The 20,460-nt window shown below is 69.6% G+C and carries 19 protein-coding genes and 1 pseudogene; 7 read left to right on the forward strand and 13 right to left on the reverse strand.

Going from position 1 to position 20,460, the window contains the following annotated elements; all coding sequences use genetic code 11:
* Positions 1–15: 15 nt before the first annotated feature.
* The 7 genes and pseudogenes from BW39_RS10300 to BW39_RS10330 all read right to left on the reverse strand — a co-directional run bounded on the left by BW39_RS10300 (position 16) and on the right by BW39_RS10330 (position 5,890).
* Positions 16–939: an SMP-30/gluconolactonase/LRE family protein gene (locus BW39_RS10300; RefSeq protein WP_013802006.1), complete on the reverse strand. Its 924-nt coding sequence runs from the start codon at positions 937–939 to the stop codon at positions 16–18.
* Between the two features lie 22 nt (positions 940–961).
* Positions 962–1,861: an amidohydrolase family protein gene (locus BW39_RS10305; RefSeq protein ID WP_043821548.1), complete on the reverse strand. Its 900-nt coding sequence runs from the start codon at positions 1,859–1,861 to the stop codon at positions 962–964.
* Between the two features lie 4 nt (positions 1,862–1,865).
* Entirely contained in the window at positions 1,866–2,822 is a 957-nt protein-coding gene (locus tag BW39_RS10310) for a tripartite tricarboxylate transporter substrate binding protein (protein WP_043821550.1), read from the reverse strand.
* 98 nt (positions 2,823–2,920) lie between these two features.
* Complete coding sequence (locus tag BW39_RS10315; protein WP_043821552.1) at positions 2,921–3,853, reverse strand: NAD(P)-dependent oxidoreductase; 933 nt, start codon at positions 3,851–3,853, stop codon at positions 2,921–2,923.
* A complete protein-coding gene (locus tag BW39_RS10320) occupies positions 3,850–4,536 on the reverse strand; it encodes a diguanylate cyclase (RefSeq protein ID WP_013802002.1) in 687 nt (228 codons plus the stop codon). The genes BW39_RS10315 and BW39_RS10320 overlap by 4 nt, the downstream gene beginning before the upstream one ends.
* A 55-nt stretch (positions 4,537–4,591) precedes the next feature.
* Positions 4,592–4,792, reverse strand: a pseudogene (locus tag BW39_RS10325) (tripartite tricarboxylate transporter substrate-binding protein); the annotation flags it as partial.
* A 96-nt stretch (positions 4,793–4,888) separates the two neighbouring features.
* Positions 4,889–5,890 carry a Bug family tripartite tricarboxylate transporter substrate binding protein gene (locus BW39_RS10330; protein WP_043821555.1) on the reverse strand — a complete coding sequence of 334 codons (1,002 nt, stop codon included), beginning with the start codon at positions 5,888–5,890 and terminating at the stop codon, positions 4,889–4,891.
* A gap of 127 nt (positions 5,891–6,017) precedes the next feature.
* Between BW39_RS10330 and BW39_RS10335 the strand changes: the two genes are divergently transcribed.
* Complete coding sequence (locus tag BW39_RS10335) at positions 6,018–6,806, forward strand: IclR family transcriptional regulator (protein ID WP_043821557.1); 789 nt, start codon at positions 6,018–6,020, stop codon at positions 6,804–6,806.
* A gap of 40 nt (positions 6,807–6,846) precedes the next feature.
* Here BW39_RS10335 and BW39_RS10340 read toward each other — a convergent pair whose 3' ends face one another.
* Positions 6,847–8,400 (reverse strand): YdgA family protein, encoded by a 1,554-nt coding sequence (locus tag BW39_RS10340; RefSeq protein ID WP_043821558.1) that lies wholly within the window; start codon positions 8,398–8,400, stop codon positions 6,847–6,849.
* 15 nt (positions 8,401–8,415) lie between these two features.
* Here BW39_RS10340 and BW39_RS30995 point away from each other — a divergent pair, with 15 nt between their 5' ends.
* Positions 8,416–8,787 (forward strand): hypothetical protein, encoded by a 372-nt coding sequence (locus BW39_RS30995; protein ID WP_152547224.1) that lies wholly within the window; start codon positions 8,416–8,418, stop codon positions 8,785–8,787.
* Positions 8,788–8,793: 6 nt separating this feature from the next.
* On the opposite strand, the gene BW39_RS10345 is transcribed toward BW39_RS30995, so the two are convergent.
* Positions 8,794–9,696, reverse strand: coding sequence for an alpha/beta fold hydrolase (locus BW39_RS10345; protein WP_043821559.1), 903 nt, complete (start codon positions 9,694–9,696; stop codon positions 8,794–8,796).
* A 133-nt stretch (positions 9,697–9,829) separates the two neighbouring features.
* Between BW39_RS10345 and BW39_RS10350 the strand changes: the two genes are divergently transcribed.
* The gene (locus BW39_RS10350) at positions 9,830–10,756 is read left to right on the forward strand and encodes a LysR family transcriptional regulator (RefSeq protein ID WP_043821560.1); all 927 of its coding nucleotides are present in this window, start codon (positions 9,830–9,832) and stop codon (positions 10,754–10,756) included.
* Between the two features lie 120 nt (positions 10,757–10,876).
* Positions 10,877–11,458 (forward strand): peroxidase-related enzyme, encoded by a 582-nt coding sequence (locus tag BW39_RS10355; RefSeq protein ID WP_013801997.1) that lies wholly within the window; start codon positions 10,877–10,879, stop codon positions 11,456–11,458.
* Here BW39_RS10355 and BW39_RS10360 read toward each other — a convergent pair.
* Positions 11,427–12,920, reverse strand: a complete 1,494-nt coding sequence (locus tag BW39_RS10360) for an aminotransferase-like domain-containing protein (protein WP_043821562.1) — start codon at positions 12,918–12,920, stop codon at positions 11,427–11,429. The two genes, BW39_RS10355 and BW39_RS10360, sit on opposite strands and share 32 nt — an antisense overlap.
* Positions 12,921–13,016: 96 nt before the next feature.
* Here BW39_RS10360 and BW39_RS10365 point away from each other — a divergent pair, with 96 nt between their 5' ends.
* On the forward strand, positions 13,017–13,811 hold the full coding sequence (locus tag BW39_RS10365; RefSeq protein ID WP_043821564.1) for an arylamine N-acetyltransferase family protein: 795 nt from the start codon (positions 13,017–13,019) through the stop codon (positions 13,809–13,811).
* A gap of 4 nt (positions 13,812–13,815) precedes the next feature.
* Here the strand turns inward: BW39_RS10365 and BW39_RS10370 are convergent, their stop codons facing one another.
* Positions 13,816–14,820: a LacI family DNA-binding transcriptional regulator gene (locus BW39_RS10370; RefSeq protein ID WP_043821566.1), complete on the reverse strand. Its 1,005-nt coding sequence runs from the start codon at positions 14,818–14,820 to the stop codon at positions 13,816–13,818.
* Positions 14,821–15,049: 229 nt separating this feature from the next.
* Between BW39_RS10370 and BW39_RS10375 the strand changes: the two genes are divergently transcribed.
* Positions 15,050–16,018 carry a Bug family tripartite tricarboxylate transporter substrate binding protein gene (locus BW39_RS10375; RefSeq protein WP_013801994.1) on the forward strand — a complete coding sequence of 323 codons (969 nt, stop codon included), beginning with the start codon at positions 15,050–15,052 and terminating at the stop codon, positions 16,016–16,018.
* Between the two features lie 43 nt (positions 16,019–16,061).
* Entirely contained in the window at positions 16,062–17,219 is a 1,158-nt protein-coding gene (locus BW39_RS10380) for an L-talarate/galactarate dehydratase (protein ID WP_034394774.1), read from the forward strand.
* Positions 17,220–17,225: 6 nt separating this feature from the next.
* On the opposite strand, the gene BW39_RS10385 is transcribed toward BW39_RS10380, so the two are convergent.
* Both BW39_RS10385 and BW39_RS10390 read right to left on the reverse strand, forming a co-directional pair.
* On the reverse strand, positions 17,226–18,572 hold the full coding sequence (locus BW39_RS10385; protein ID WP_043821568.1) for a sigma-54-dependent transcriptional regulator: 1,347 nt from the start codon (positions 18,570–18,572) through the stop codon (positions 17,226–17,228).
* Complete coding sequence (locus tag BW39_RS10390) at positions 18,569–20,449, reverse strand: sensor histidine kinase (RefSeq protein ID WP_043821570.1); 1,881 nt, start codon at positions 20,447–20,449, stop codon at positions 18,569–18,571. Before BW39_RS10390 ends, BW39_RS10385 begins: the two co-directional genes overlap by 4 nt.
* Positions 20,450–20,460 lie beyond the last annotated feature (11 nt).

Consider the following 20,460-nt stretch of genomic DNA (forward strand, 5'->3'; position numbering starts at 1 on the left):
GTCGCGACGGCCGCCTCAGCCCTTGTTCAAGCCGTGCAGCGCCAGCCCCGGCGCCTCCAGCCGGGCACGCAGAATGCGCCCGTGCGTGGAGTCCGTCACATACAGCGTGCGGCGGTCCGCGCCGCCAAAGGCCAGGTTGGTGAGCGAGCTTCCCGGCACGCCACGCAGCACCTGCACGGGCTCGGCACGGTGGTTGAGCACCCACACCAGGCCCAGGCCCGGGTTGGCCACCAGCAGCCGGCCCTGGTCATCCACGGCCAGCCCGTCGGGGCCGCTGGGGCCGTAGGAGGTGAAGAACTGCCCCACCTTGGCCACGCTGCCATCGGGCAGCAGGGGCACGCGCCAGACGCAGTTGCCGCGCGTCACGGCCAGGTAGAGCACGCGGCCATCGGGCGACAGCGCCACGCCGTTGGGGCTGGGCACGTTGGCCAGCAGCAGGTCCAGCCGGCCGTCCGGCCGCAGGCGGTACAGGCGGCCGCTGGGATCGTGCAGGCCACTCTGGCCCTGGTCGGTGAAGTAGAGGTTGCCTTCGGCATCGAAGACCAGGTCGTTCACGCCCTTGAAGCGCTCGCTGTTGCGCCTCTGCAGATAGGGGCTGATGCGCCCCGTGGCCACATCCAGGCGCATCAGGCCGTTCTTGTAGTCGGTGATCAGCAGCGTGCGCTCGTCAAGGAACTTCATGCCGTTGGGCTCGCCGTCGTACTCGGCAACCAACGTCCAGGCGCCTTGCGGATCGACGCGGAACACGCGGCCCCAGGGAATGTCGGCCACGTACAGATGGCCGGCCGCGTCGAACACCGGCCCTTCGAGGAAGGAGTCGGTCACGGCGCCGCTGCGGTTGGCATCGGCCCAGTCGCTGCGCTCGGGGCGGCGCAGGGCGTCGGGCATGGTGGTGAACGATTCGAGTTCGCAGACCTGGGGGGCTTGCAGCAGGAACATGGTGTCTGTCTTTCTTGGAGTGTCAGGCCGCGCCGTCGAAGCCATACAGCCTTGCGGGGTTGTCCACCAGGATGCGGTCCATGGCCTCGTCCGTGCCGGCCCATGCCTGCAGCAGGTCCACCAGGTCGGCGTCATTGACGGAGCCCGGCGCCTCGGTGGTGTGCGGCCAATCGCTGCCCCAGACCAGGCGCTCGGGTGCGGCGCGCACCAGGTCGCGGCCCAGCGGCAGCGTGTCGGCATAGGAAGGGCCGCCCACCGATGAACGCATATAGGCGCCGGAGAGCTTGACCCAGGTGTTGCCACCATCGAGCAGCCGGCGCAGCGCGGCATGGGCCGCGCCCTCCACGCCCTCCATGCCTTGAGCCGGGTCGATGCGGCCCAGGTGGTCCACGACCAGGGGCACGGGCAGCGCGCCCAGCACTGGCGCCAGCGCCACCAGCTGTTCGGGCTGCACAAAAATCTGCACATGCCAGCCCAGCCGTGCAACCCGGTGCGCCAGCGTGACCAGCATGTGGGCCGTGGTCTCGCCCCAGGACTGCGGCGAGACAAAGTTCACGCGCAGCCCGCAGACGCGGTGCGCGGCCAGCCGGTCCAGCTCGGCATCGGCCACGTCGTGGGCGACCACGGCCACGCCGCGCGCCACATCGCCCAGGCGCTCCAGCGCATCCAGCGTGCAGGCGTTGTCCGTGCCATAGGTCGAGGGCGTGACCACCACGGCGCGCGAAGTGCCCAGGCGCTGCTGCAGTTGACGGTACATGGCCACGTCGGCCTGCGGCGGCGTGCGCGGCCAGTGCGGCGACGGTGCAAAGCGCGCATCGAAGATGTGCATGTGACTGTCGCAGGCCAGCGGCGGCAGCGTGCGGAAAGGCCGGTTCGTGCCGGCCGAATGTGCAACGGCGATGGTCGATGCGTTCATGGCCATGCGCTCAGTCCAGCACGATGGCGCCCTTGCGCACCACCTCGCCCCACTTGGCGTCTTCCTTCCGGAGGAAGGCCGCGAACTCGGCCGGCGTCGATGCCATGGGCTGGGCGCCCAGATCGCTCAGGCGCTGGCGCACCTCGGCTTCCTGCAGCACCTCGGACAGCGCCTGGTGCAGGCGCGCGGCCACGGGCTCGGGCGTGCCCGTAGGCAGGAAGATGCCGTTCCACTCATAGGCCTCGTAGCCGGGAATCACGGTCTCGGACACGGTGGGCACATCGGGCAGGCGGGCCGAGCGCTGGGGCGCCGCCACGGCCAGGGCGCGCAGCTTGCCACCCGTGACCAGCGGATAGGTGGCCGCCATGGTGCCGAACATGAAGTCCACCTGCCCGCCCATCACATCGGCAATGGCCGGCCCGCCGCTCTTGTAGGGCACATGGACCATGTCCAGATCCAGCCGCTGGCGGAACAGCTCGGCCGCCAGGCGCTGCACCGTGCCGCTGCCGCCCGAGGCGAAGTTGATCTTGCCCGGCTGCCCCTTGGCCCTGGCCGCCAGGTCGGCCACGCTGCGCACGGGCGAATCGGCCTTCACCACGACCACATTGGGCATGAGCAGCACCAGCGACAGCGGCTGCAGCGCGCTGCGCGCATAGGGCAGCTTGGCAAACAGATGCGGGTTGATGGAAAACGGCGTGGCGTCGTAGAGCACCGTGTAGCCATCGGCGCGCGCCTTGGCCACCTGGCTGGCACCAATCGTGCCGCTGGCCCCGGGCCGGTTGTCCACGATGATGCTGGTGCCCAGCCGCGCGCCCATGCGCGTGGCCAGCAGGCGCGCGGCCGCGTCGGCGACGCCGCCGGGCGCATAGGGCACGACCAGGGTGATGGGACGCTCGGGAAAGGCGGCCTGGGCCACGGCGGCGGCCAGGGCGCAGGCCGCGATCAGGGTTCCGGCAAGGAATTTCATGGCTTGTCTCCAGATTTTTTTGGGGGGTGGCGGCCGAATCAATCCGCCTTCAGGTTCAGTTCGCGGGCGATCTGCGCATAGGACGCCCCTGCCCTGGCTCAGGCGCCGGCCGCCGCAGGCACGCGGGCCAGCACCTCCAGCACATTGCGGGCCGCGCCCACGCCCATGTTCACGTAGGCATCGCCGGTCACGCCGCCGATATGGGGGCTGAGCACGAAGTTCCTTTCGCCCTGGAACGGGTGGCCGGCCACCATGGGCTCCACCGCAAAGCTGTCCAGCCCTGCAGCCGCCACCTGGCCCGAGCGCACGGCGGCCAGCAGCGCGGCCTCGTCGATCAGGCCACCGCGTGCGGTGTTGACCACGATCACGCCGCGCTTGCAGGCCGCCAGCGTGGAGGCGCCGAGCATGCCCCGGTTTTCCTCGGTCAGCGGGCAGTGCAGCGAAATCGCGTCGGACTCGCGCCAGATGGTTTCCAGGTCCACGGGCTGCACGTAGGCGGGCAGGTTCTTTGCGAAGGGATCGAAGCCGATCACGCGCATGCCCAGCGCATCGGCCATGCGCGCAAAGCGCAGGCCGATGGCGCCCAGGCCCACCAGGCCCACGGTGCGTCCGCCCAGCTCCAGGCTCTTGTGCGTGGCCTTGTCCCAGTGGCCTGCGTGCATGCGTGCATCCAGCGCCACCACCGACTTGGCGCAGGCCAGCAGCAGGGCCAGTGCCTGCTCGGCCACGGCCGCCGCATTGGCGCCAGCGGCGGCCACCACGGCAATGCCGCGTTCGGCGGCGGCCACCTTGTCGATGGTGTCCGTGCCGCTGCCGTGCTTGGAGATCACGCGCAGCGAGGGCGCCGCGTCCATCACGGCCGCGCCCACCTTGCCGTAGCGCACGATGATGGCCACGGGATCATGGGCACGGCACAGCGCGACCAGGTCCTCTTCGGTGGGCGTCTTGCCCGCATAGACGATGTCGTGCTGCGCCAGCAGGTCCAGCGCCTGTTGCGCCAGATCGGCGCCGGTGACGATGATGGTGCTCACAGCGATTCCCCTTCCTTGAGCACGCCGGCCGCGCGCAGGGCCACGGGCAGCCATTTCGATGCGGTGTCGCCGCGCGCAATGGCCTCGATGCGGGCGGCCTCGTCGGCCACCTTCTTCACGGCCAGCTCCAGCATGGCGGGGGCCTTGGCGCGCTCGATGACGACCACGCCATCGGCATCGCCCACCACCAGGTCGCCCGGGTGAACCGTCGTGCCACCAGCGGAGATGGCGTGGTTGATGCGGCCCGGTACGAACTTGGTCGGGCCTGCGGGATTGAAGCCTGCGCTGAACACGGGGAAGTCCAGCTCCAGCAGCTCCAGGCGGTCGCGGATGGCGCCGTCCACGATGACGCCGGCCAGACCCAGCTTCTTGCAGGCGCTGAGCATCAGCGTGCCCATGAGCGCCGCCGTCTGGTCGCCCTTGCCGTCGATGACCAGCACATCGCCGGGCCGGGCCAGCGCGATGGCGGCGTGGATCATGAGGTTGTCGCCGGGGCGCACCTCGACGGTGAAGGCCGGGCCGGCCACCTTCATGCCCTGGTGCACGGGCGCCACGCGCGCATGCATGGTGCCGCGGCGGCCCGCCACGTCGGCCAGGATGGCGGCCTGAAAGCCGGCTGCGCGTTGCACGACCTGGGCGTCCACGCGCTCTATGTCACGGATGATTTCTGGGAGTTGGCTCATGATGGTCCAGTGAGATGGGGGGAAGAAAAACAGGAAGGTGCGCGCGTCAGTCGGCCTTGATGCCGGCCTCGGCCATGGTGGGCACGTCAGGCAGGGCCTTCAGGCGCGCCGCCGAGGTCACGGCCAGCGCGGGCGTGTCGCCCTTGTAGGGCACGTGGATGAAGCGCACGCCGCCCTTTCTTTGCAGCAGTTCGCCCTGCATCTGCAAGACGGTTCCGCTGCCGCCCGAGGCAAAGGCCAGGCGGACGGGCACGGCAAGGCTGTCGCAGTCCATGGCGAGATCTCGATGGAAGAAAGGAAGGGAGGTGGGAGCGAGAAGGAAGCGAAAGGGCTGGCGCCCCTGCCCCCGGGCTCAGTCCAGGCTGGCGCCCGAGTCCTTGACGATGCGTGCCCAGCGCGGCACCTCGGCACGCAGCAGCGCGGCGAACTTCTCGGACGAGCCGCCCAGCACCTCGCCGCCTTCGGAGCGCAGCTTCTCGGCCACCTCGGGCACCAGCAGCGCGTCGTTGATGGCCTTGTTCAACTGCTGCACGATGGCCTGGGGCGTCCCGGCCGGGGCCAGCACGCCGAACCAGGTGACGGCCTCGAAGTCCTTGTAGCCCGACTCGGCCAGCGTGGGCGTCTGCGGCAGCTGGTCGGAGCGCTTGAGCGAGGTCACCATCACCGCGCGCAGCTTGCCGTTGCGCACCTGGCCCAGCAGCGTGGGCACGGCGGACATGTAGAAATCGATCTGCCCGCCCACCAGGTCGGTCATGGCCTGGGCCGCGCCCTTGTAAGGCACATGGCGCAGCTTGATGCCGGCTGCGTTCTCGGCCAGTTCGCCGGCCAGGTGCGCCACCGTGCCGTTGCCCGAGTAGCCCAGCGTGAGGCCGTCGGGCTTGGCCTTTGCGGCCTTCACCAGGTCGTCAAAGGTCTTGTAGGGCGAGTTGGCGGGCGCGGCCATGACGATGGGCGCGGAAGACACCAGCGCCACGGGCACCAGGTCCTTCAGCGGGTCATAGGGCAGCTTGGCGTACAGCGAGGGGTTGATGGCCAGGTTGCTGGTCTGGCCCATGACCAGGGTATGGCCGTCCGGCGCGGCCTTGGCCACGGCATCCACGCCCACGTTGCCGCCGGCGCCGGGCCGGTTGTCCACCACCACGGTCCACTTGTTGTGGTCCGCCAGCCGCTGGGCCACGGTGCGCGCGATCATGTCCGTGCCCCCACCGGGCGGAAACGGCACCACCAGGCGGATGGGCTTGCGGGGATAGGTGTCCTGGGCCTGGGCAGCGCCCATGGGCACGATGGCGGCAACGCCGACCAGGGCGGCAAGAAGGCGTGCGTTGAGGCAACGCGAAAGCGAGGGAATCGGCATGGCGGTTTGTCTCCGTTTGTTGTGTCCAACGCCCGCATGGCTGCGGTGCGTGGGACGAACTTTATGAAAACGTTTCAACCCATACAATGCCGTTTCATACAGCGCAACCAATTGCATGCCTTGCACCATGAACAAGCCCCCCAGCACCCCTTCCCCGGCGCAGCCATCCGATGACAAGGCCAGCCCGGCCAAGGACGGCGGCGTCATCGCCGTCACGCGTGCCTTGCAGCTGCTTGGCGCCTTCGCCCTCGGGGAGTCGCACCTGTCCCTGGCGGAACTGAGCCGGCGCTGCACGCTGCACAAGACCACGGTGCTGCGGCTGGCGCGCACGCTGGCGCAGTCGGGCTTCATGGTGCAAAGGGACGATGGGGACTGGCGCCTGGGCCCGGCCGCAGGCTGGCTGGGTGCGCGCTACCAGGCGGGCTTCGATGTGCAGAACGTGCTGGAGCCCGCGCTGCGCGCGCTCACGCAGGCCAGCGGCGAGAGCGCGGCCTTCTATGTGCGCGAGGGCAATGTGCGCACCTGCCTCGTGCGCGTGGAAGGGCCGCAGGCGCTGCGCCACCATGCACGCATGGGCGAGGGGCTGCCGCTGGACCAGGGCTCGCCGGGGCGCGTGATCCTGGCCTTTTCAGGCGAGCCGGGGCCGGTGTACGAGCAGATCCGCCAGCGCGGCTACCACTGGTCCATCGGCGAGCGCGAACAGGGCGTGGCCACGGTGTCGGCGCCGGTGTTCGGCATGCACTGGCGGCTGATGGGGTCGGTGTGCATCTCGGGGCCGGCATCGCGCCTGCCCGAGTCCCGGCTGGAAGCCATGGCGCAGACCGTGGTGGCGGCGGCCAACCAGCTGTCCTATGCGCTGGCGGGCAGCGCCAGCACACAGGCCCCTGTGGTGCGAGCCAGCCAGTGGCACCCCTGAGACCCCCTTCCGGGGCGACGCCCGGAAGGTGGATGGCCGCTTACTGCAGCGCGCCCATGGGCAGGGCGATGGGCTTGCCGTTGAGCGTGACCTGGCCGGCCTGCATCTTGAGCGCGCTGACCAGCTTGTCGCCTTCCAGGCGGGCATAGCCCGTGGCCTGGGCCATGCCCAGCATGCCTTCCACATCCTCGGCCGAGACATCGGGCTTGCCCGATGCCTTGAGCAGCGGCTCCAGCCAGGCCTTGGGCAGGCTGGCATTGGCCTGCAGTGCCGAGGTCTTGAGCAGCGCCGGCATCCAGCCGGCCTGGGCGACCTGCTCCTGCGTGGGCGCGCTTTGCACTTCGGCGCCGTACTCCAGGTGGCCGGTCTGGCCCTGGTAGGTGGCCTGCAGCTTCATGGAGTAGGCCGGCAGGGCCGCCACCAGGCGCGGGGCGTTCTGCATCAGCACGCCCATGCCCTGCTCTTCCAGCGATTCCAGCGCCTTGGCCAGACCCTCCTTGCGGTAGCCCTCGACCATGACGCGCTGGAAGCCGCGCAGGGCCTCGATGTCCAGGCGCTGGATCTTTTCCTCGTAGCCCACGGACTCGAAATCGATGGGGCCGATGCGGCCCGTGCCCTTGACCTGGGTGGTCATGCCCAGCGTGGTCTTGTCGGACTCGATGACCGAGCTGCCGTCCACGTTCTTGAGGTCCAGCAGCGTCTTGGCCTCGCCGCCTTCGGCGGGCGTGCTGCTCATGCCGAAGCGGGCGATGCGCACGCTGGCCTTGCCGGGGCCCAGGCCCCACAGGCCGTCGATGACCTTGTTCTCGAAGCTGCTCTCCAGGCCCGTGAGCATGATGCTGGTGCGCTCCACGGGCACTGCGGCCGGCTGGGTGGGGAGGGCCTCGTCGTTGTCGGATTCCTCCTCCTCGCCCTCTTCCTCTTCCACGCCCATGGACTTGTCGCGGCTGGGCAGGCCCAGCAGGGCCACCTCGGGCCAGCGCCAGGTGCCCTTGACGCTGCCACCGCCCAGGGCCGTGTCCAGCACCATTTCCTGCCAGCGCATGGTGACTTCCTGGTCGCCCAGCTCGCCGGCGGGCAGCAGCAGGCGCACATCCTGGCCGCCCGTGAAGTGGTGCACGCTGGTCAGCGTGGGGGCTGCGGCCTTGGCCAGCATCTGCGTGCTCTTTTCGTCCAGGCCGTCGAGCGCAAAGCGCGTCTCGGAAACCGCTGCCGCCAGTCGGCCACCGGCCAGCGGGCCGTGGCGCACCGTGGTGTCCACCACCAGGCGCACGGGCTTGGACGCAGCGACCGGTTCTGCGGCGGCGGGCGCTTCAGCTGTGTCGGCTGCTTTTGCCGCGTCAGCCGTTTCAGCCGCCTCGGCTGCCTGAGCTTCCGCCGCAGGCCACTGCAGCACCAGCTTGGCCTGGGAGGAGAGGAATCCCTTGTGGTACTCGTCGGTCACGACGACTTTCTCGCCCAGCACCTTGCGCAATTCGGCCACGGCCTCCTTGTAGCCGGCCTCGGCCCGCTGGCCGGTATACCAGGTGGTTCCTCCATAGCCCACGACGGCCAATGCCACGGCAGCGGCCACTACGGTTTTCTTGTTGCTCATTGTGAATATCCCGTGATGAATAAGACCCTCCCCCTCGGGCGGGCCGCGCGACTGTATCAGTTCGGCGTTTCACCACAGATCGGCAATGGGCTGCGCATTGACGCAGCCATGCCTCCTGTCGCAGGCACGCATGGACGCAGGCCCTTGCCCAGGGCTTGCCAGGCCTTGCCTGCAGCGGTTTTCAAGATCTGCGCCCCCGGCATTGCCCGCGCAAGACAGGCACCCGGATTTTTCAATTGCTTACCATTGCCGCACATGATTGGCATGCCAATTGAATTCAGAGGAAAACGCTATGGCGTCATGCATATGGCGTCACGGATATGGCGTGAATGCACCTTTCCCCTCTTTGCCGGCTTGCCCGAATGCCGTATCGAGTGCCTCCAATGACGGCACTCACCCGGCCTGCAGCAGAAATGGCAGGGCCGCGTCCAGCAGCGCATCGGGCGCCTCCTCGGCGATGTAGTGCCCGCAGGCCAGCGGCCGGCCCCGCACATCGTCGGCCACGAGCTGCCACTCGCGCAGCGGATCGAAGCAGCGGTGCACCACGCCCTCCTCGCCCCAGAGCACCAGCAGCGGCATGGACAGCCTGCGCCCGAGTTGGCGGTCTTCGCGGTCATGCTCCAGGTCGATGCCGGCCGAGGCGCGGTAGTCCTCGCACATGCCGTGCGCGCTGCCCGGCAGCGCCAAGCAGCGCTGGTACTCGGCCAGCGCCCGGGGATCGAAGGGCGCCAGGCCGGCGCTGCGCCGGCCCATGATCTCGCGCACATAGGCGGCGGGGTCGGCCTCGATCAGGCGCTCGGGCAGCGGCGCGGGCTGGATCAGGAAGAACCAGTGCCAGTAGGCGCGCGCAAAGGCCTCGCCGGTCTGCTCGTACATGGCCAGCGTGGGCGCAATGTCCAGCAGCACCAGGCGCTGCACGCTGGCGGGATAGTCCATGGCCAGCCGGTGCGCCACGCGCGCGCCCCGGTCATGCGCCAGCACGCTGAAATGCTCATGGCCCAGCCGGGCCATCAGCCGCAGCAGGTCGCGGGCCATGGTGCGCTTGCTGTAGTTCACATGCTCGGGGTCGCCGGCCGGGCGCGAGGAGTCGCCATAGCCGCGCAGGTCGGCCAGCACCACGGTGAACTGCTGCGCCAGCCGGGGCGCGACGCGGTGCCAGATGGCGCTGGTCTGCGGGTGGCCGTGCACCAGCAGCAGGGCCGGCCCCTGGCCGCCCACCCAGGCGTTGATCTCCACCCCGTCATCGACCGTGATGCGCTGCTGGCGCAGGCCCGGCATCCATGGATCTGTGTGCATCCCGGAGATTCCTTCTACGTTGTTCATGACTGTCAGCCTGCCATGCTAATCAGTAAACCAGGCTGCATAAATAGCAAAATACTGCATTGATCCATCAGTTCAATTTACGAATCAATCATCCACCGCATCCACCATGGACGGCTTTTCCGACCTGCGTTTCTTCTCGCTGCTGATCCGCGAAGGCAGCCTGGCCGCTGCGGCCCAGCAGATGGGCGTGACACCGCCCGCCGTCAGCCGCCGCCTGTCCCTGCTGGAGCGGCGCCTGGGCGTGCGCCTGCTGCAGCGCACGACACGGCGCATCCACCTGACGCCCGAGGGCGAAGCCTACCTGCTGGACGGCGCGCGCATCCTGGCCGACCTGGAGGCGCTGGAGCGCAGCATCTCGGGCACGCGCGCCACGGCGCGCGGCCCGCTGTCCATTGCCTGCACGCTGGGCTTTGGCCGCCAGCGGCTGGCGCCCGCGCTGTCGGCCTTTGCGCGCGCCTATCCCGAGGTGCAGGTGCAGCTGCACCTGACGGACAGGCCCGTCAACCTGGTCGAGCAGGGCTTTGACGCCGTGGTGCGCTTCGGCGCCCTGCCCGACTCCGCCCTCACCGCCCGCCTGCTGCTGCCCAACCGCCGCGTGCTGTGCGCCGCGCCCTCCTACCTGGATGCCCATGGCGAGCCGCGCCAGCCTGCGGACCTGCAGGCCCACCGCTGCATCGTGATCCGCGAGAGCGACGAAACCTATGGCAGCTGGCGCCTGAGCCGGCGCACGCGCCAGGGCCTGAGCGAGCACAACATCAAGGTCAACGGCGTGATGAGCACCAACGACGGCGCAGCGGCCCTGACCTGGGCACTGGACGGCCACGGCATCCTGCAGCGCTCGCTCTGGGACGTGGCCGCGCCGCTGGCCGCAGGCGCGCTGCGCGAGGTCCTGCCCCAATGGCAGCTGCCTGCGGCCGACATCTACCTGGTGCACGCCACGCGCAGCGAGATGTCGGCCAGAATCCGCGCGCTCACCGGCTTTCTGGGCGACTGGTTTGCACATCGGCCTGAGCCGAACATGGCGCCCGCCTGAGCCCGGGCGCAATCTGCAACCTCGGCGGCAGGCAGGCTGTCATGCGCGTTCACCCCGCGCAGCGCAGGCCATGCGAACATGGCCCGCAACGACAACCACCACACCCAGGAGACAAGACACATGGCCACCGCCCGCTACCCCCAGCCCGAACTGTCCAGCCTGCCCGAGGACATCCGCACCCGCATCCTTGAAGTGCAGGAAAAGGCAGGCTTCATTCCCAACGTCTTTCTGGCCTTTGCGCGCCGCCCGGCCGAATGGCGCGCCTTCTTCGCCTACCACGATGCCCTCATGCTCAAGGAAGAAGGCAGCCTGACCAAGGGCGAGCGCGAGATGATCGTCACCACCACCAGCGCGGCCAACCAGTGCCTGTACTGCGTGGTGGCCCACGGCGCCATCCTGCGCATCTACGAAAAGCAGCCCTATGTGGCCGACCAGGTGGCCGTCAACTACCGCAAGGCCGACATCAGCGCCCGCCAGCGCGCCATGCTGGACTTCGCCATGAAGGTCTGCGAACGCAGCCATGAAATCTGCGAGGCCGACTTCGAGGCGCTGTACCCGCATGGCTTCGACGACGAGGACATCTGGGACATCGCCGCCATCACCGCCTTCTTCGGCCTGTCCAACCGCATGGCCAGCTTTGCCGGCATGCAGCCCAATCCCGAGTTCTTCCTCATGGGGCGCGTGCCGCGCGAGAAGAAGTAGGCTGGCCGACCTGTGCCCCCTGGCGCGCCGCAGCACCCTCGACCAAACCCCGGCATATCTCCCCCACCTGCCCCACGGCCCCCAGCAGGCGCGGCGTGGGCTCGTTGGCGCAGTTCAGGCGCAGGTGGTTGGGCAGGTCCGAGCGCGATGAGAACAGCGGGCCGGGGCTGACGCCAATGCCCAGCTCCAGCGCGCGGCGGTGCACCTCCAGTGCATTCACCTGGCGCGGCAACTCCACCCACAGCAGAAAGCCCGCGCGCGGGGCCGAGACGCGGGTGCCGGGCGGAAAGCTGGCCTCGACCCTGGCCGTGACGGCCTGCACCCCGGCCTGCACGCGGGACTTGAGACGGCGCAGGTGCCGGTCGTAGTCGCCGCTGGCCAGCACCTCGCTCACGGCAGCCTCCAGCAGCGGCGCACCGGCCCAGTCGCCCGCCAGGCGCACCTGCAGCACCTGGGCATGGAAGCGGCCTGCCGCAATCCAGCCCACGCGCCAGCCCGGCGCCAGGGTCTTGGACACCGAGCCGCAATACAGCACGTTGCCGCTGCCGTCGAAGGCCTTGCAGGCCGGCGGGCGCTGGCCGTCGCCCGCAAGGTCGCCATAGACATCGTCTTCGATCAAGGGAATGCCCGCCCGCTCCAGCAGCGCCACCAGGGCCTGCTTGCGCTCCACCGGCATGCTGGCGCCCAGCGGGTTCTGCACGGTGGGCGATGCCAGCACGGCAGCCGGCCGGTGGCGGGCAATGGCCTCGGCCAGCGGCTCCAGCAGCAGGCCTTCGCGGGGATCGGTGGCAATCTCCAGCGCCTTCAGGCCCAGGTCCTCCAGCAGCAGCAGGCTGCCGAAATAGGCGGGCCGCTCCACGGCCACGACATCGCCGGGCTTGCACACGGCGCGCAGCGCCAGCCGCACGGCCTGGGTGGCGCCGGCCGTCAAAACAAGGTCATCCGGGCCGAAGCGCGCACCCCATTGCGCGGCCCGGGCCGCGATCTGGCCGCGCAGGTCGGCGCGGCCCGGCGGCATACTGTAGGTCTGCCCGTGCGCGTCCAGGCGGCGCCCGGCGGTCTGCAGCGCGCGCTGCAGCCGGGCCGTGGGCAGCCAGGCCGGATCGGGCAATGCCGCACCCAGCGGGATCAGGCGCGTGTCGGGGCTGCTGAACAGCGAGCGCGCCAGAGCCGACAGGGTCACGGGCACGGGACGCGACGACGGGCGGGACGCCTGCAGCGCCGCGCCGCCGGTTGCCTGCCGCACAAAGTAGCCCGAGCGCGGGCGCGCGACGATCAGGCCCTCGGCCTCCAGGCAGCGCAGCGCCTCCAGTGCGGTGGGCAGGCTGACCTGTTCGCGCTCGGCCAGGCTGCGGGCGGAGATCAGCCTGTCGCCGGGGCGCAGTGCGCCGCAGGCCAGCGTCTGGCGCAGGGCCTGGGCAATGCGGCGGTACTGGGGCAAGGGTTCGTTGGTGGTGGGCATGCCAATCTGTACAGGTCAGTTTTCTTGGATTCTGCTTATACAGGCATTGATGGTCCCGATTTATCGTTGCAGCCATCAAGCAACCCGAGGAAACCCATGCAAGCCAGCAATTTCGATGTCCAGGCCTATTTCCGCCGCATCGGCTTCAGTGCCGGTGACTCCGCCCAGGCCGATACCGCCACCTTGCATGCGCTGATGCGCCACCAGTTGTTCGCGGTGCCTTTTGAGAACCTCGACGTGCAGGCCGGCAAGATCGTCTCTCTGGTGCCCGAAGACATTGCGGGCAAGATCCTCGGCGGCGCCCGGGGCGGCTACTGCTACGAGGTGAACGGCCTGTTCGCCATGGCACTGCAGGCCCTGGGCATTGCCTACCGCTTTGTGGCGGCGCGGCCCATGTTCTACCCTGCCCGCCGGCCCCGCACCCACATGGCCCTGGTGGCCGAGGTCGAGGGACGGCGCTGGCTGTGCGACCTGGGCTTTGGCAGCTACGGCATACGCGCCCCCATGGCCCTGGACGAGCTGGATACCGAGGTCCGCCAGGACGGCGACACCTTCCGCCTGAGCCTGGACGACCAGGGCGAATACCTGCTGCAGGCCCGCGTGGATGGTGAATGGGCCAACCAGTACGCCTTCAATCTGTCGCCCCAGGAATGGGTGGATTTCGCCCCCGCCAACTACCTGAACTCCACGCACCCGGACGCCATCTTCGTGCAAAAGCGGGTGGTGGTGCTGCACCAGCCGGCCGGCCGCATGATCCTGGTGGGCGACGCGCTCAAGACCATCACCGCCAGCGGCACCGAGACCAGGCAGCTGGCGCCTGATGAAATCCAGCACGCGCTGGGCAGCCTGTTCGGGCTGGCGACCGAGCGCCAGGCGGCTGCCGTGGGCTGACCCTCTAAGCTCGGCGGGTCGAATCCCGCTCGATCAGCTCGAACCCCAGGTCGAACGCCGAGCGCCCGGCACTGTGGCCCTTGCAGCGTGCCAGCACGAGTTCGGCGGCCAGACGGCCTATGCCCGGCCCGTCCACATGCACGGTGGTCAGCGACGGCAGCAGGTGGGCCGCGAAATCGGCATTGCCGAAGCCTGAGACGGCCAGGTCCACGGGCACGCGCAGGCCGCGCGCCTGGGCTTCCACCAAAATGCCGTGGGCCAGCATGTCCGAGCTGCAGACCACGGCCTGCAGATCGGGCTGCTGCGCCAGCAACTGGCCCAGCGCCTGCCGGCCCAGCTCCAGGCTGCCGGGCGCGGACACGGTGACCGTGGGCACCTCGCGGCCCCAGGCTGCGAGAAAGCCCTCGCGCCGCTGCTGGGCCCGGTGGTCGCTGCCCGTGGCCATGCCCACGCGCTGCAGGCCGCGCGAAAGGAAATAGCCGGCCAGCGCGCTGCCCACCTTGAGGTGGGAAAAGCCCACCACCATGTCCAGCGGCCGGTCGCTGAAGTCCCAGGTTTCCACCACGGGAATGCCGGTCCTGCGCAGCCGCTCGCGCGCCTTGTCGGACTGCACCAGGCCCATCATCACAATGCCGTCGGGCTGGCGCCCGATCATGGCGTTGAGCACCTCCGCCTCGCGCTGCTCGTCGTAGAAGGTCTGTCCCAGCAGCAGCTGGTAGCCCTCTTGGGCCAGCGTTGCCGTCAGGGACTGCACCGTAGGCAGGAATTGCGACACCGACAGCGCAGGCACCACACCGGCCACCATGCGGCTGCGCCTGGACTTGAGCCCGCCGGCCAGCAGATTGGGGATATAGCCCGTGGCCTCCACGGCCTGGCGCACGCGCTCGCGCGTCTTCTCCGAAACGATGGAAGGATTGCCCAGGGCGCGCGAGGCCGTGATCAGCGAGACGCCGGCCGCCTCGGCCACGTCGTGCAGCGTGGCGGGCCTGGGTGGTGTGGGTGTGTTCATGGGCAAGCGCGATCGCGGGCTGGTATCGGGGACGGGCCTGAAGATAGCAGACCGCCCTCCACGCACGGGCGCCAAGCCTGCCCTGCATCGCAGAAATCGTGATTGACAGCCAAAATGACAACGATATCATTTTGCTGAAAGCGCAAATCCTTGCATCTACAAAATGGCATCGGCGCTTTTTCATTTCCCCGGAAATGACAACGATGTCATTCACAAATCAGGAGACAAGATGAACCACATTCTTCGTGCCATGGCGCTGGCCCTGGCCGCGCTCACCGCCTTTTCTGCATCGGCCCAGGCCTGGCCCGACAGGCCCGTCACCCTGGTCGTGCCCTTCCCCGCCGGCGGCTCCACCGACCAGGTCGCGCGCGCCGTGGCGCCCAGGCTGGGCGAGAAGCTCAGGCAGTCCTTCGTGGTGGAGAACAAGGCCGGCGCCACGGGCACCATCGGCGCGGCCTTCGTGCAGCGCGCGGCGGCGGACGGGCAGACCTTTCTCGTCACCTCGCTGGGCCCGCTGGTCATCGTGCCCCACCTGATCAAGAACCTGCCCTACGACGCCCTCAAGGACTTCGACCTGATCACCGTGGCCGTGCAGTCGCCCAACGTGCTGGTCGTGCCTGCCGCCTCGCCGCACAAAAGCGTGGCCGACGTGGTCGCCCACCTCAAGGCCCATCCGGGCAAGATGAGCTTTGCCTCGGCCGGCCACGGCTCCAGCGACCACCTGACGGCCGAACTGTTCTGGCAGCAAACGGGCACCCAGGGCGTGCACATCCCCTACAAGGGCGGCGCACCGGCCCATGCCGACCTGATCGGCGGCCAGGTCGATGCCTCGTTCCAGAACATCAATGCCGTGATCCAGCACATCCGGGCCGGCAAGATGCGCGCCCTGGCCGTGACCAGCCCGCGCCGCTCGCCCGTGCTGCCGGACCTGCCCACGCTGGCCGAGGCCGGGGTGAAGAACGTGGAGGTCGCCTCCTGGCAGGCCATCGTCGCGCCCAAGGGCCTGCCGCCTGCGCTGCGCGACAAGGCCCATGCGGCCTTTGTCGAAGCGCTCAACGATCCCCGGGTGCGCGAGCAGTTCGTCTCCATCGGCTACGAGATGGTGGCCGGCACGCCCCAGCAGTTCGCCGAATTCCAGCGCCAGGAATACGCGCGCTGGAAGACGGTCATCGAGGCCGGAAAGATCAGCATCGACTGATGCCTGCCCCTGTCCTTTTTCCAACCACCGCACTCCCGCAGCCATGACTTCTTCCGCGCTCTCCGAAACCACCAGCCAGGACCGCATCCAGTGGATACGCCTGTCGTCCTGCTACCTCCCCCTGGCCCGGCCCATCAGCGATGCCAAGGTGCTCACGGGCCGCCAAAAGCCCATGACCGAGGTCGCCATGCTATTCGCCGAGATCCAGACCCGCGACGGCCACCGGGGCCTGGGCCTGAGCTACGCCAAGCGCGCAGGCGGCCCGGGCCAGTTCGCCCATGCCAGCGAGATCGCACCCCAACTGCTGGGCGAAGACCCCAGCGACATCGCACGGCTGTGGACGCGCATGTGCTGGGCCGGCGCCTCCGTGGGCCGCAGCGGGCTGGCCGTGCAGGCCATCGCGGCCTTCGACGTGGCGCTCTACGACATCAAGGCGCGCCGCGCAGGCCTGCCGCTGTCCAAGCTGCTGGGCTCGCAGCGCGAATCCGTGCGCTGCTACAACACCTCGGGCGGCTTTCTGCACACGCCGCTGGATGAGCTCAAGCGCAACGCCAGCGCCTCGCTGGAGCGCGGCATTGGCGGCATCAAGCTCAAGGTGGGCCAGCCCGACTGCGCGCTGGACATACGGCGTGTGGAGGCCATGCGCGCCCACCTGGGCGATGCCGCGCCCATCATGGTCGATGCCAACCAGCAATGGGACCGCCCCACGGCTCAGCGCATGTGCCGTGTCTTCGAGGAATTCAACCTGGTCTGGATCGAGGAGCCGCTGGACGCCTACGACCACGAAGGCCACGCCGCGCTGGCCGCGCGCTTCGACACGCCGATCGCCACCGGCGAGATGCTGACCAGCGCCGCCGAGCACGGCGATCTCATACGCCACCGCAGCGCCGACTTCCTCATGCCCGACGCGCCGCGCGTGGGCGGCATCACGCCCTTCCTGCAGATCGCGGCCCAGGCCGAACTGGCCCACCTGAGCCTGGCGCCCCACTTCGCCATGGAGCTGCACGTGCACCTGGCCGCCACCTGCGCCAACGAGCCCTGGGTGGAACACTTCGACTGGCTGGAGCCGCTGTTCAACGAACGCCTGGACATCGCCGATGGCCGCATGCTCGTGCCCACGCGCCCCGGCCTGGGACTGAGCCTGAGCGAGCAGGCGCGACGCTGGACGCGCGAAAGCGTGGAGTTCGGGGAGCGGGGTTGAGGGTGCCTACCCATCCAGCCCGTACTTGCGGATCTTGTCGTGCAGCGTGGTCTTGGGCATGGACAGGGCTTCGGCCGTGCGCGCCAGGCTGCCGGCGTGGCGGCGCAGGGCGTCGGCGATGAGGGCGCGCTCGAAGGCCTCGACAGCGGCGGACAGCGGCCGGGGCGCGGCGTCCTGCGCGGTGGTGCCGGCCGGCTGGCCGAAGGGGGGCGAGCCGGTCTCGATGCCCAGCACCGTGCGCTCGGCCACGTTGCGCAGCTCGCGCACGTTGCCGGGCCAGTCATAGCCCAGCAACTGCTGCACGCGCGCCGTGGTCAGCTCGGGCACGGGCCGCTGGTGGCGCGCCGCGCCCTGCAGCGCGAAGTGCTCGAACAGCAGCGGCACGTCCTCGCGCCGCTCGCGCAGCGGCGGCAGCGAGACGGTGGCCACGTTCAGGCGGTAGTAGAGGTCGGCGCGGAACAGCCCTTGCCGGCTCAACTCCAGCAGATCCACCTTGGTGGCCGCGATCACGCGGCAGTCGATGGGGATCAGGGTGTTGGAGCCCAGGCGCTCCAGCACACGCTCCTGCAGCACGCGCAGCAGCTTGATCTGCATGGGCAGGGGCATGCTCTCGATCTCGTCCAGGAACAGCGTGCCGCCGCTGGCGTGCTCCAGCTTGCCGATGCGCTTCTTGCCCGCGCCGGTATAGGCGCCGGCCTCGCTGCCGAACATTTCGCTGTCGAACAGCGTGTCGGGCAGGCCGCCGCAGTTGACGGCCACGAAGTTGCCCTCGCGCCGCGCGCTGGCTTCGTGCAGGCAGCGCGCCACCAGTTCCTTGCCCGTGCCGGTCTCGCCCTGGATCAGCACATCGGCCGCGCTCTGCGCCAGCCCCGTGAGCATCTGGCGCAGCTGCCGCATGTTGGGCGCCCGGCCTATCAGCCGGTGCTCCAGGCTGTCGCGCTGGTCCAACTGCTGGCGCAGCGCCCGCACTTCCAGCACCAGGCGGCGGCGCTCCAGGGCGCGGCGCACGGCGCCGACCAGGGTTTCGGGGGCGAAGGGTTTCTGGATGAAGTCCTGGGCGCCGTCCTTCATGGCCTGCACGGCCATGGAGATGTCGCCGTGGCCGGTGATCAGCACCACGGGCAGTTCCGGGTCCATGGCCACCAGCTCGCGCAGGAAGGCCATGCCGTCCATGCGCGGCAGGCGGATGTCGCTGACCACGATGCCCGCGAAGTCGCGCGACAGGCGCCGGCGCGCCTGCTCGGCGCTGCCCACGCTTTCGCAGGCGATGCCTTCGAGCTGCAGCGCCTGCTCGCAGCCGAGCACGATGTCGGGGTCGTCCTCGATGATCAGGACTTTGAGGGCGTCGGTCATGGTGTGTCGGCAGAAGGTGTGGAGGGTGCCAGGGCCAGGCTCAGCGTGAAGACGGCGCCGCCGCCCGGATGGTTGCTGCCCGTCAGCGTGCCGCCGCATTCACGCACGATGCCGGCCGACAGCGCCAGCCCCAGGCCCAGGCCCACGCCCTCTTCCTTGGTGGTGAAGAACGGCTGGAACAGATGGGCCTGCGCCGCTTCGCTCAGGCCCGGGCCGTGGTCGCGCACGGTGACCTGGGCGCGGCCATCGGCCACGGCGCAGGCCAGCTCCAGGCAGGGCGCGGGCTGGCCGCGCATGGCGTCCAGGGAGTTGTTGATCAGGTTGATCAGCACCTGCTCGATGCGGTTGCGGTCGCACCAGGCCACGGCCTCGGGCACGCCGTCATCGCGCAGGATGCGGGCGCCGGTCTCGGTCACGCGCGACTCCAGCACGGCCAGCGCATTGTCCAGCGCATGCGCCAGCGGCACGGCCTGGCTGGCGCCGCTGGACTTGCGCGCGAAGTTGCGCAGCTGGCCGGTGATGCGGCCCATGCGGTCGGCCAGCTGCGCCATGCGCTCCAGGTTCACGCGCGTGGTTTCGGTATCGCCGCGCTCCAGAAAGCGCTGGCTGTTGCCGGCCAGGGTGCGCAGCGCCGTCAGCGGCTGATTGAGTTCATGGGCGACGCCCGTGGACAGCTGGCCTATCACGGCCAGCTTGCCGGCCTGCACCAGCTCGTCCTGGGCGGCACGCAGCGTGGCCTCGGCGTGGGTGCGCTCGGCCACCTCGGCCTGCAGCGCCTCGTTGGCAGCCGACAGGTCGGCCGTGCGCTGCTCCACCTTGCGCTCGAGCTCGTCGTGCGCGGCCTGCAGCGCCTCGCGCGCGGCCAGCCGGTCGCGCAGGTGGCGGCGGCGCTCGTTGACCATCATGGCCAGCAGCAGCACAAAGGCCGCGCCCACGGCCGCGGCCAGCGCGCGGCTCTGGGCCAGCTGGTCGACCTGCTCCAGGTGCGAGAGCACGGTGATCGTCCAGGGCGTGCCCGGCAGCTGGCGCGACTGGGCCAGGAAGCGGCCGCTGACCGGGTAGACCGAGCCTGGCGATTCCTCGCCATGGCGGGCAATGCGCACCAGGCGCGCGCCCTGGCCCAGGTCGCGCAGCACCTGCAGGCCCAGCGGCTCCAGCGCGCGGCGGTTGTACTGGCGCGTGTGGTCGAAGGCGGCGCGCGTGCCTTCGTCCAGCGTGCGCAGGGTGGTGAATTTCCAGTCGGAGACCGTGCCCAGGATGACGACGCCGTTCTCGTCGCCCACCAGCACGGGCGCCTCCACCGTGGACCACGATTGCTCCAGCTGGTCCAGGCTGACCTTGACCACGGCCACGCCCAGCGTGTGGGTGTCGTCGCCCAGGGTGGAGGCCAGGTAGTAGCCGGGCTCGCCGCGCGTGGTGCCTATGCCGAAGAAGCGCGCGCTGCCCGTGGCCATGGCCGTGCGGTAGTAGGGGCGAAAGCTCAGGTCCTCGCCCATGTAGCTGTCGGTGCGCCGCCAGTTGCTGGAGGCCACGACGTGGCCGCGCGCATCGACCAGGTAGGCGGTCAGCGTGCCCGCGCGGTCGTTGAGCTGCTCCAGGTAGGCGTTGACGCGGTTGGTGAGCTGCTCGTCGCCGGGCTCGGCCAGCAGCCTTTGCACATTGCCTTCCAGCGCCAGCACGTCGGGCAGGAAGGCGTATTTGCCGATCTCGCGCTGCAGGCTGGCGCCGTACAGCTCCAGCCGGTGCATGCCCGTGGCACGCAGATCGGCGATGCCCAGCCGCTGGGCCAGCAGGTACGCACCCCAGCCGCTCAGCCCGCTCAGGGCAAGCCACAGCAAAAGCAGGATGAGCTGGCGCAGGGGGCGGCGGGCGGGCATGGTGAAGGCAC

The organism is Delftia sp. RIT313 (assembly GCF_000632165.1).
GTDB lineage: Bacteria > Pseudomonadota > Gammaproteobacteria > Burkholderiales > Burkholderiaceae_C > Comamonas > Comamonas acidovorans.

Excerpts from the sequence above, each read along its gene's own strand:
- BW39_RS10355 (WP_013801997.1), top strand. The coding sequence starts at position 10,877 with ATGGCCACCGCCCGCTACCCCCAGCCCGAACTGTCCAGCCTGCCCGAG.
- BW39_RS10345 (WP_043821559.1), bottom strand. The coding sequence starts at position 9,696 with ATGCACACAGATCCATGGATGCCGGGCCTGCGCCAGCAGCGCATCACG.
- BW39_RS10340 (WP_043821558.1), bottom strand. The coding sequence starts at position 8,400 with ATGAGCAACAAGAAAACCGTAGTGGCCGCTGCCGTGGCATTGGCCGTC.
- BW39_RS10305 (WP_043821548.1), bottom strand. The coding sequence starts at position 1,861 with ATGGCCATGAACGCATCGACCATCGCCGTTGCACATTCGGCCGGCACG.
- BW39_RS10390 (WP_043821570.1), bottom strand. The coding sequence starts at position 20,449 with ATGCCCGCCCGCCGCCCCCTGCGCCAGCTCATCCTGCTTTTGCTGTGG.
- BW39_RS10360 (WP_043821562.1), bottom strand. The coding sequence starts at position 12,920 with ATGCCCACCACCAACGAACCCTTGCCCCAGTACCGCCGCATTGCCCAG.
- BW39_RS10300 (WP_013802006.1), bottom strand. The coding sequence starts at position 939 with ATGTTCCTGCTGCAAGCCCCCCAGGTCTGCGAACTCGAATCGTTCACC.
- BW39_RS10330 (WP_043821555.1), bottom strand. The coding sequence starts at position 5,890 with ATGCCGATTCCCTCGCTTTCGCGTTGCCTCAACGCACGCCTTCTTGCC.
- BW39_RS10335 (WP_043821557.1), top strand. The coding sequence starts at position 6,018 with ATGAACAAGCCCCCCAGCACCCCTTCCCCGGCGCAGCCATCCGATGAC.
- BW39_RS10320 (WP_013802002.1), bottom strand. The coding sequence starts at position 4,536 with ATGAGCCAACTCCCAGAAATCATCCGTGACATAGAGCGCGTGGACGCC.
- BW39_RS10380 (WP_034394774.1), top strand. The coding sequence starts at position 16,062 with ATGACTTCTTCCGCGCTCTCCGAAACCACCAGCCAGGACCGCATCCAG.
- BW39_RS10375 (WP_013801994.1), top strand. The coding sequence starts at position 15,050 with ATGAACCACATTCTTCGTGCCATGGCGCTGGCCCTGGCCGCGCTCACC.
- BW39_RS10350 (WP_043821560.1), top strand. The coding sequence starts at position 9,830 with ATGGACGGCTTTTCCGACCTGCGTTTCTTCTCGCTGCTGATCCGCGAA.
- BW39_RS10385 (WP_043821568.1), bottom strand. The coding sequence starts at position 18,572 with ATGACCGACGCCCTCAAAGTCCTGATCATCGAGGACGACCCCGACATC.
- BW39_RS10370 (WP_043821566.1), bottom strand. The coding sequence starts at position 14,820 with ATGAACACACCCACACCACCCAGGCCCGCCACGCTGCACGACGTGGCC.
- BW39_RS30995 (WP_152547224.1), top strand. The coding sequence starts at position 8,416 with ATGAATAAGACCCTCCCCCTCGGGCGGGCCGCGCGACTGTATCAGTTC.
- BW39_RS10310 (WP_043821550.1), bottom strand. The coding sequence starts at position 2,822 with ATGAAATTCCTTGCCGGAACCCTGATCGCGGCCTGCGCCCTGGCCGCC.
- BW39_RS10365 (WP_043821564.1), top strand. The coding sequence starts at position 13,017 with ATGCAAGCCAGCAATTTCGATGTCCAGGCCTATTTCCGCCGCATCGGC.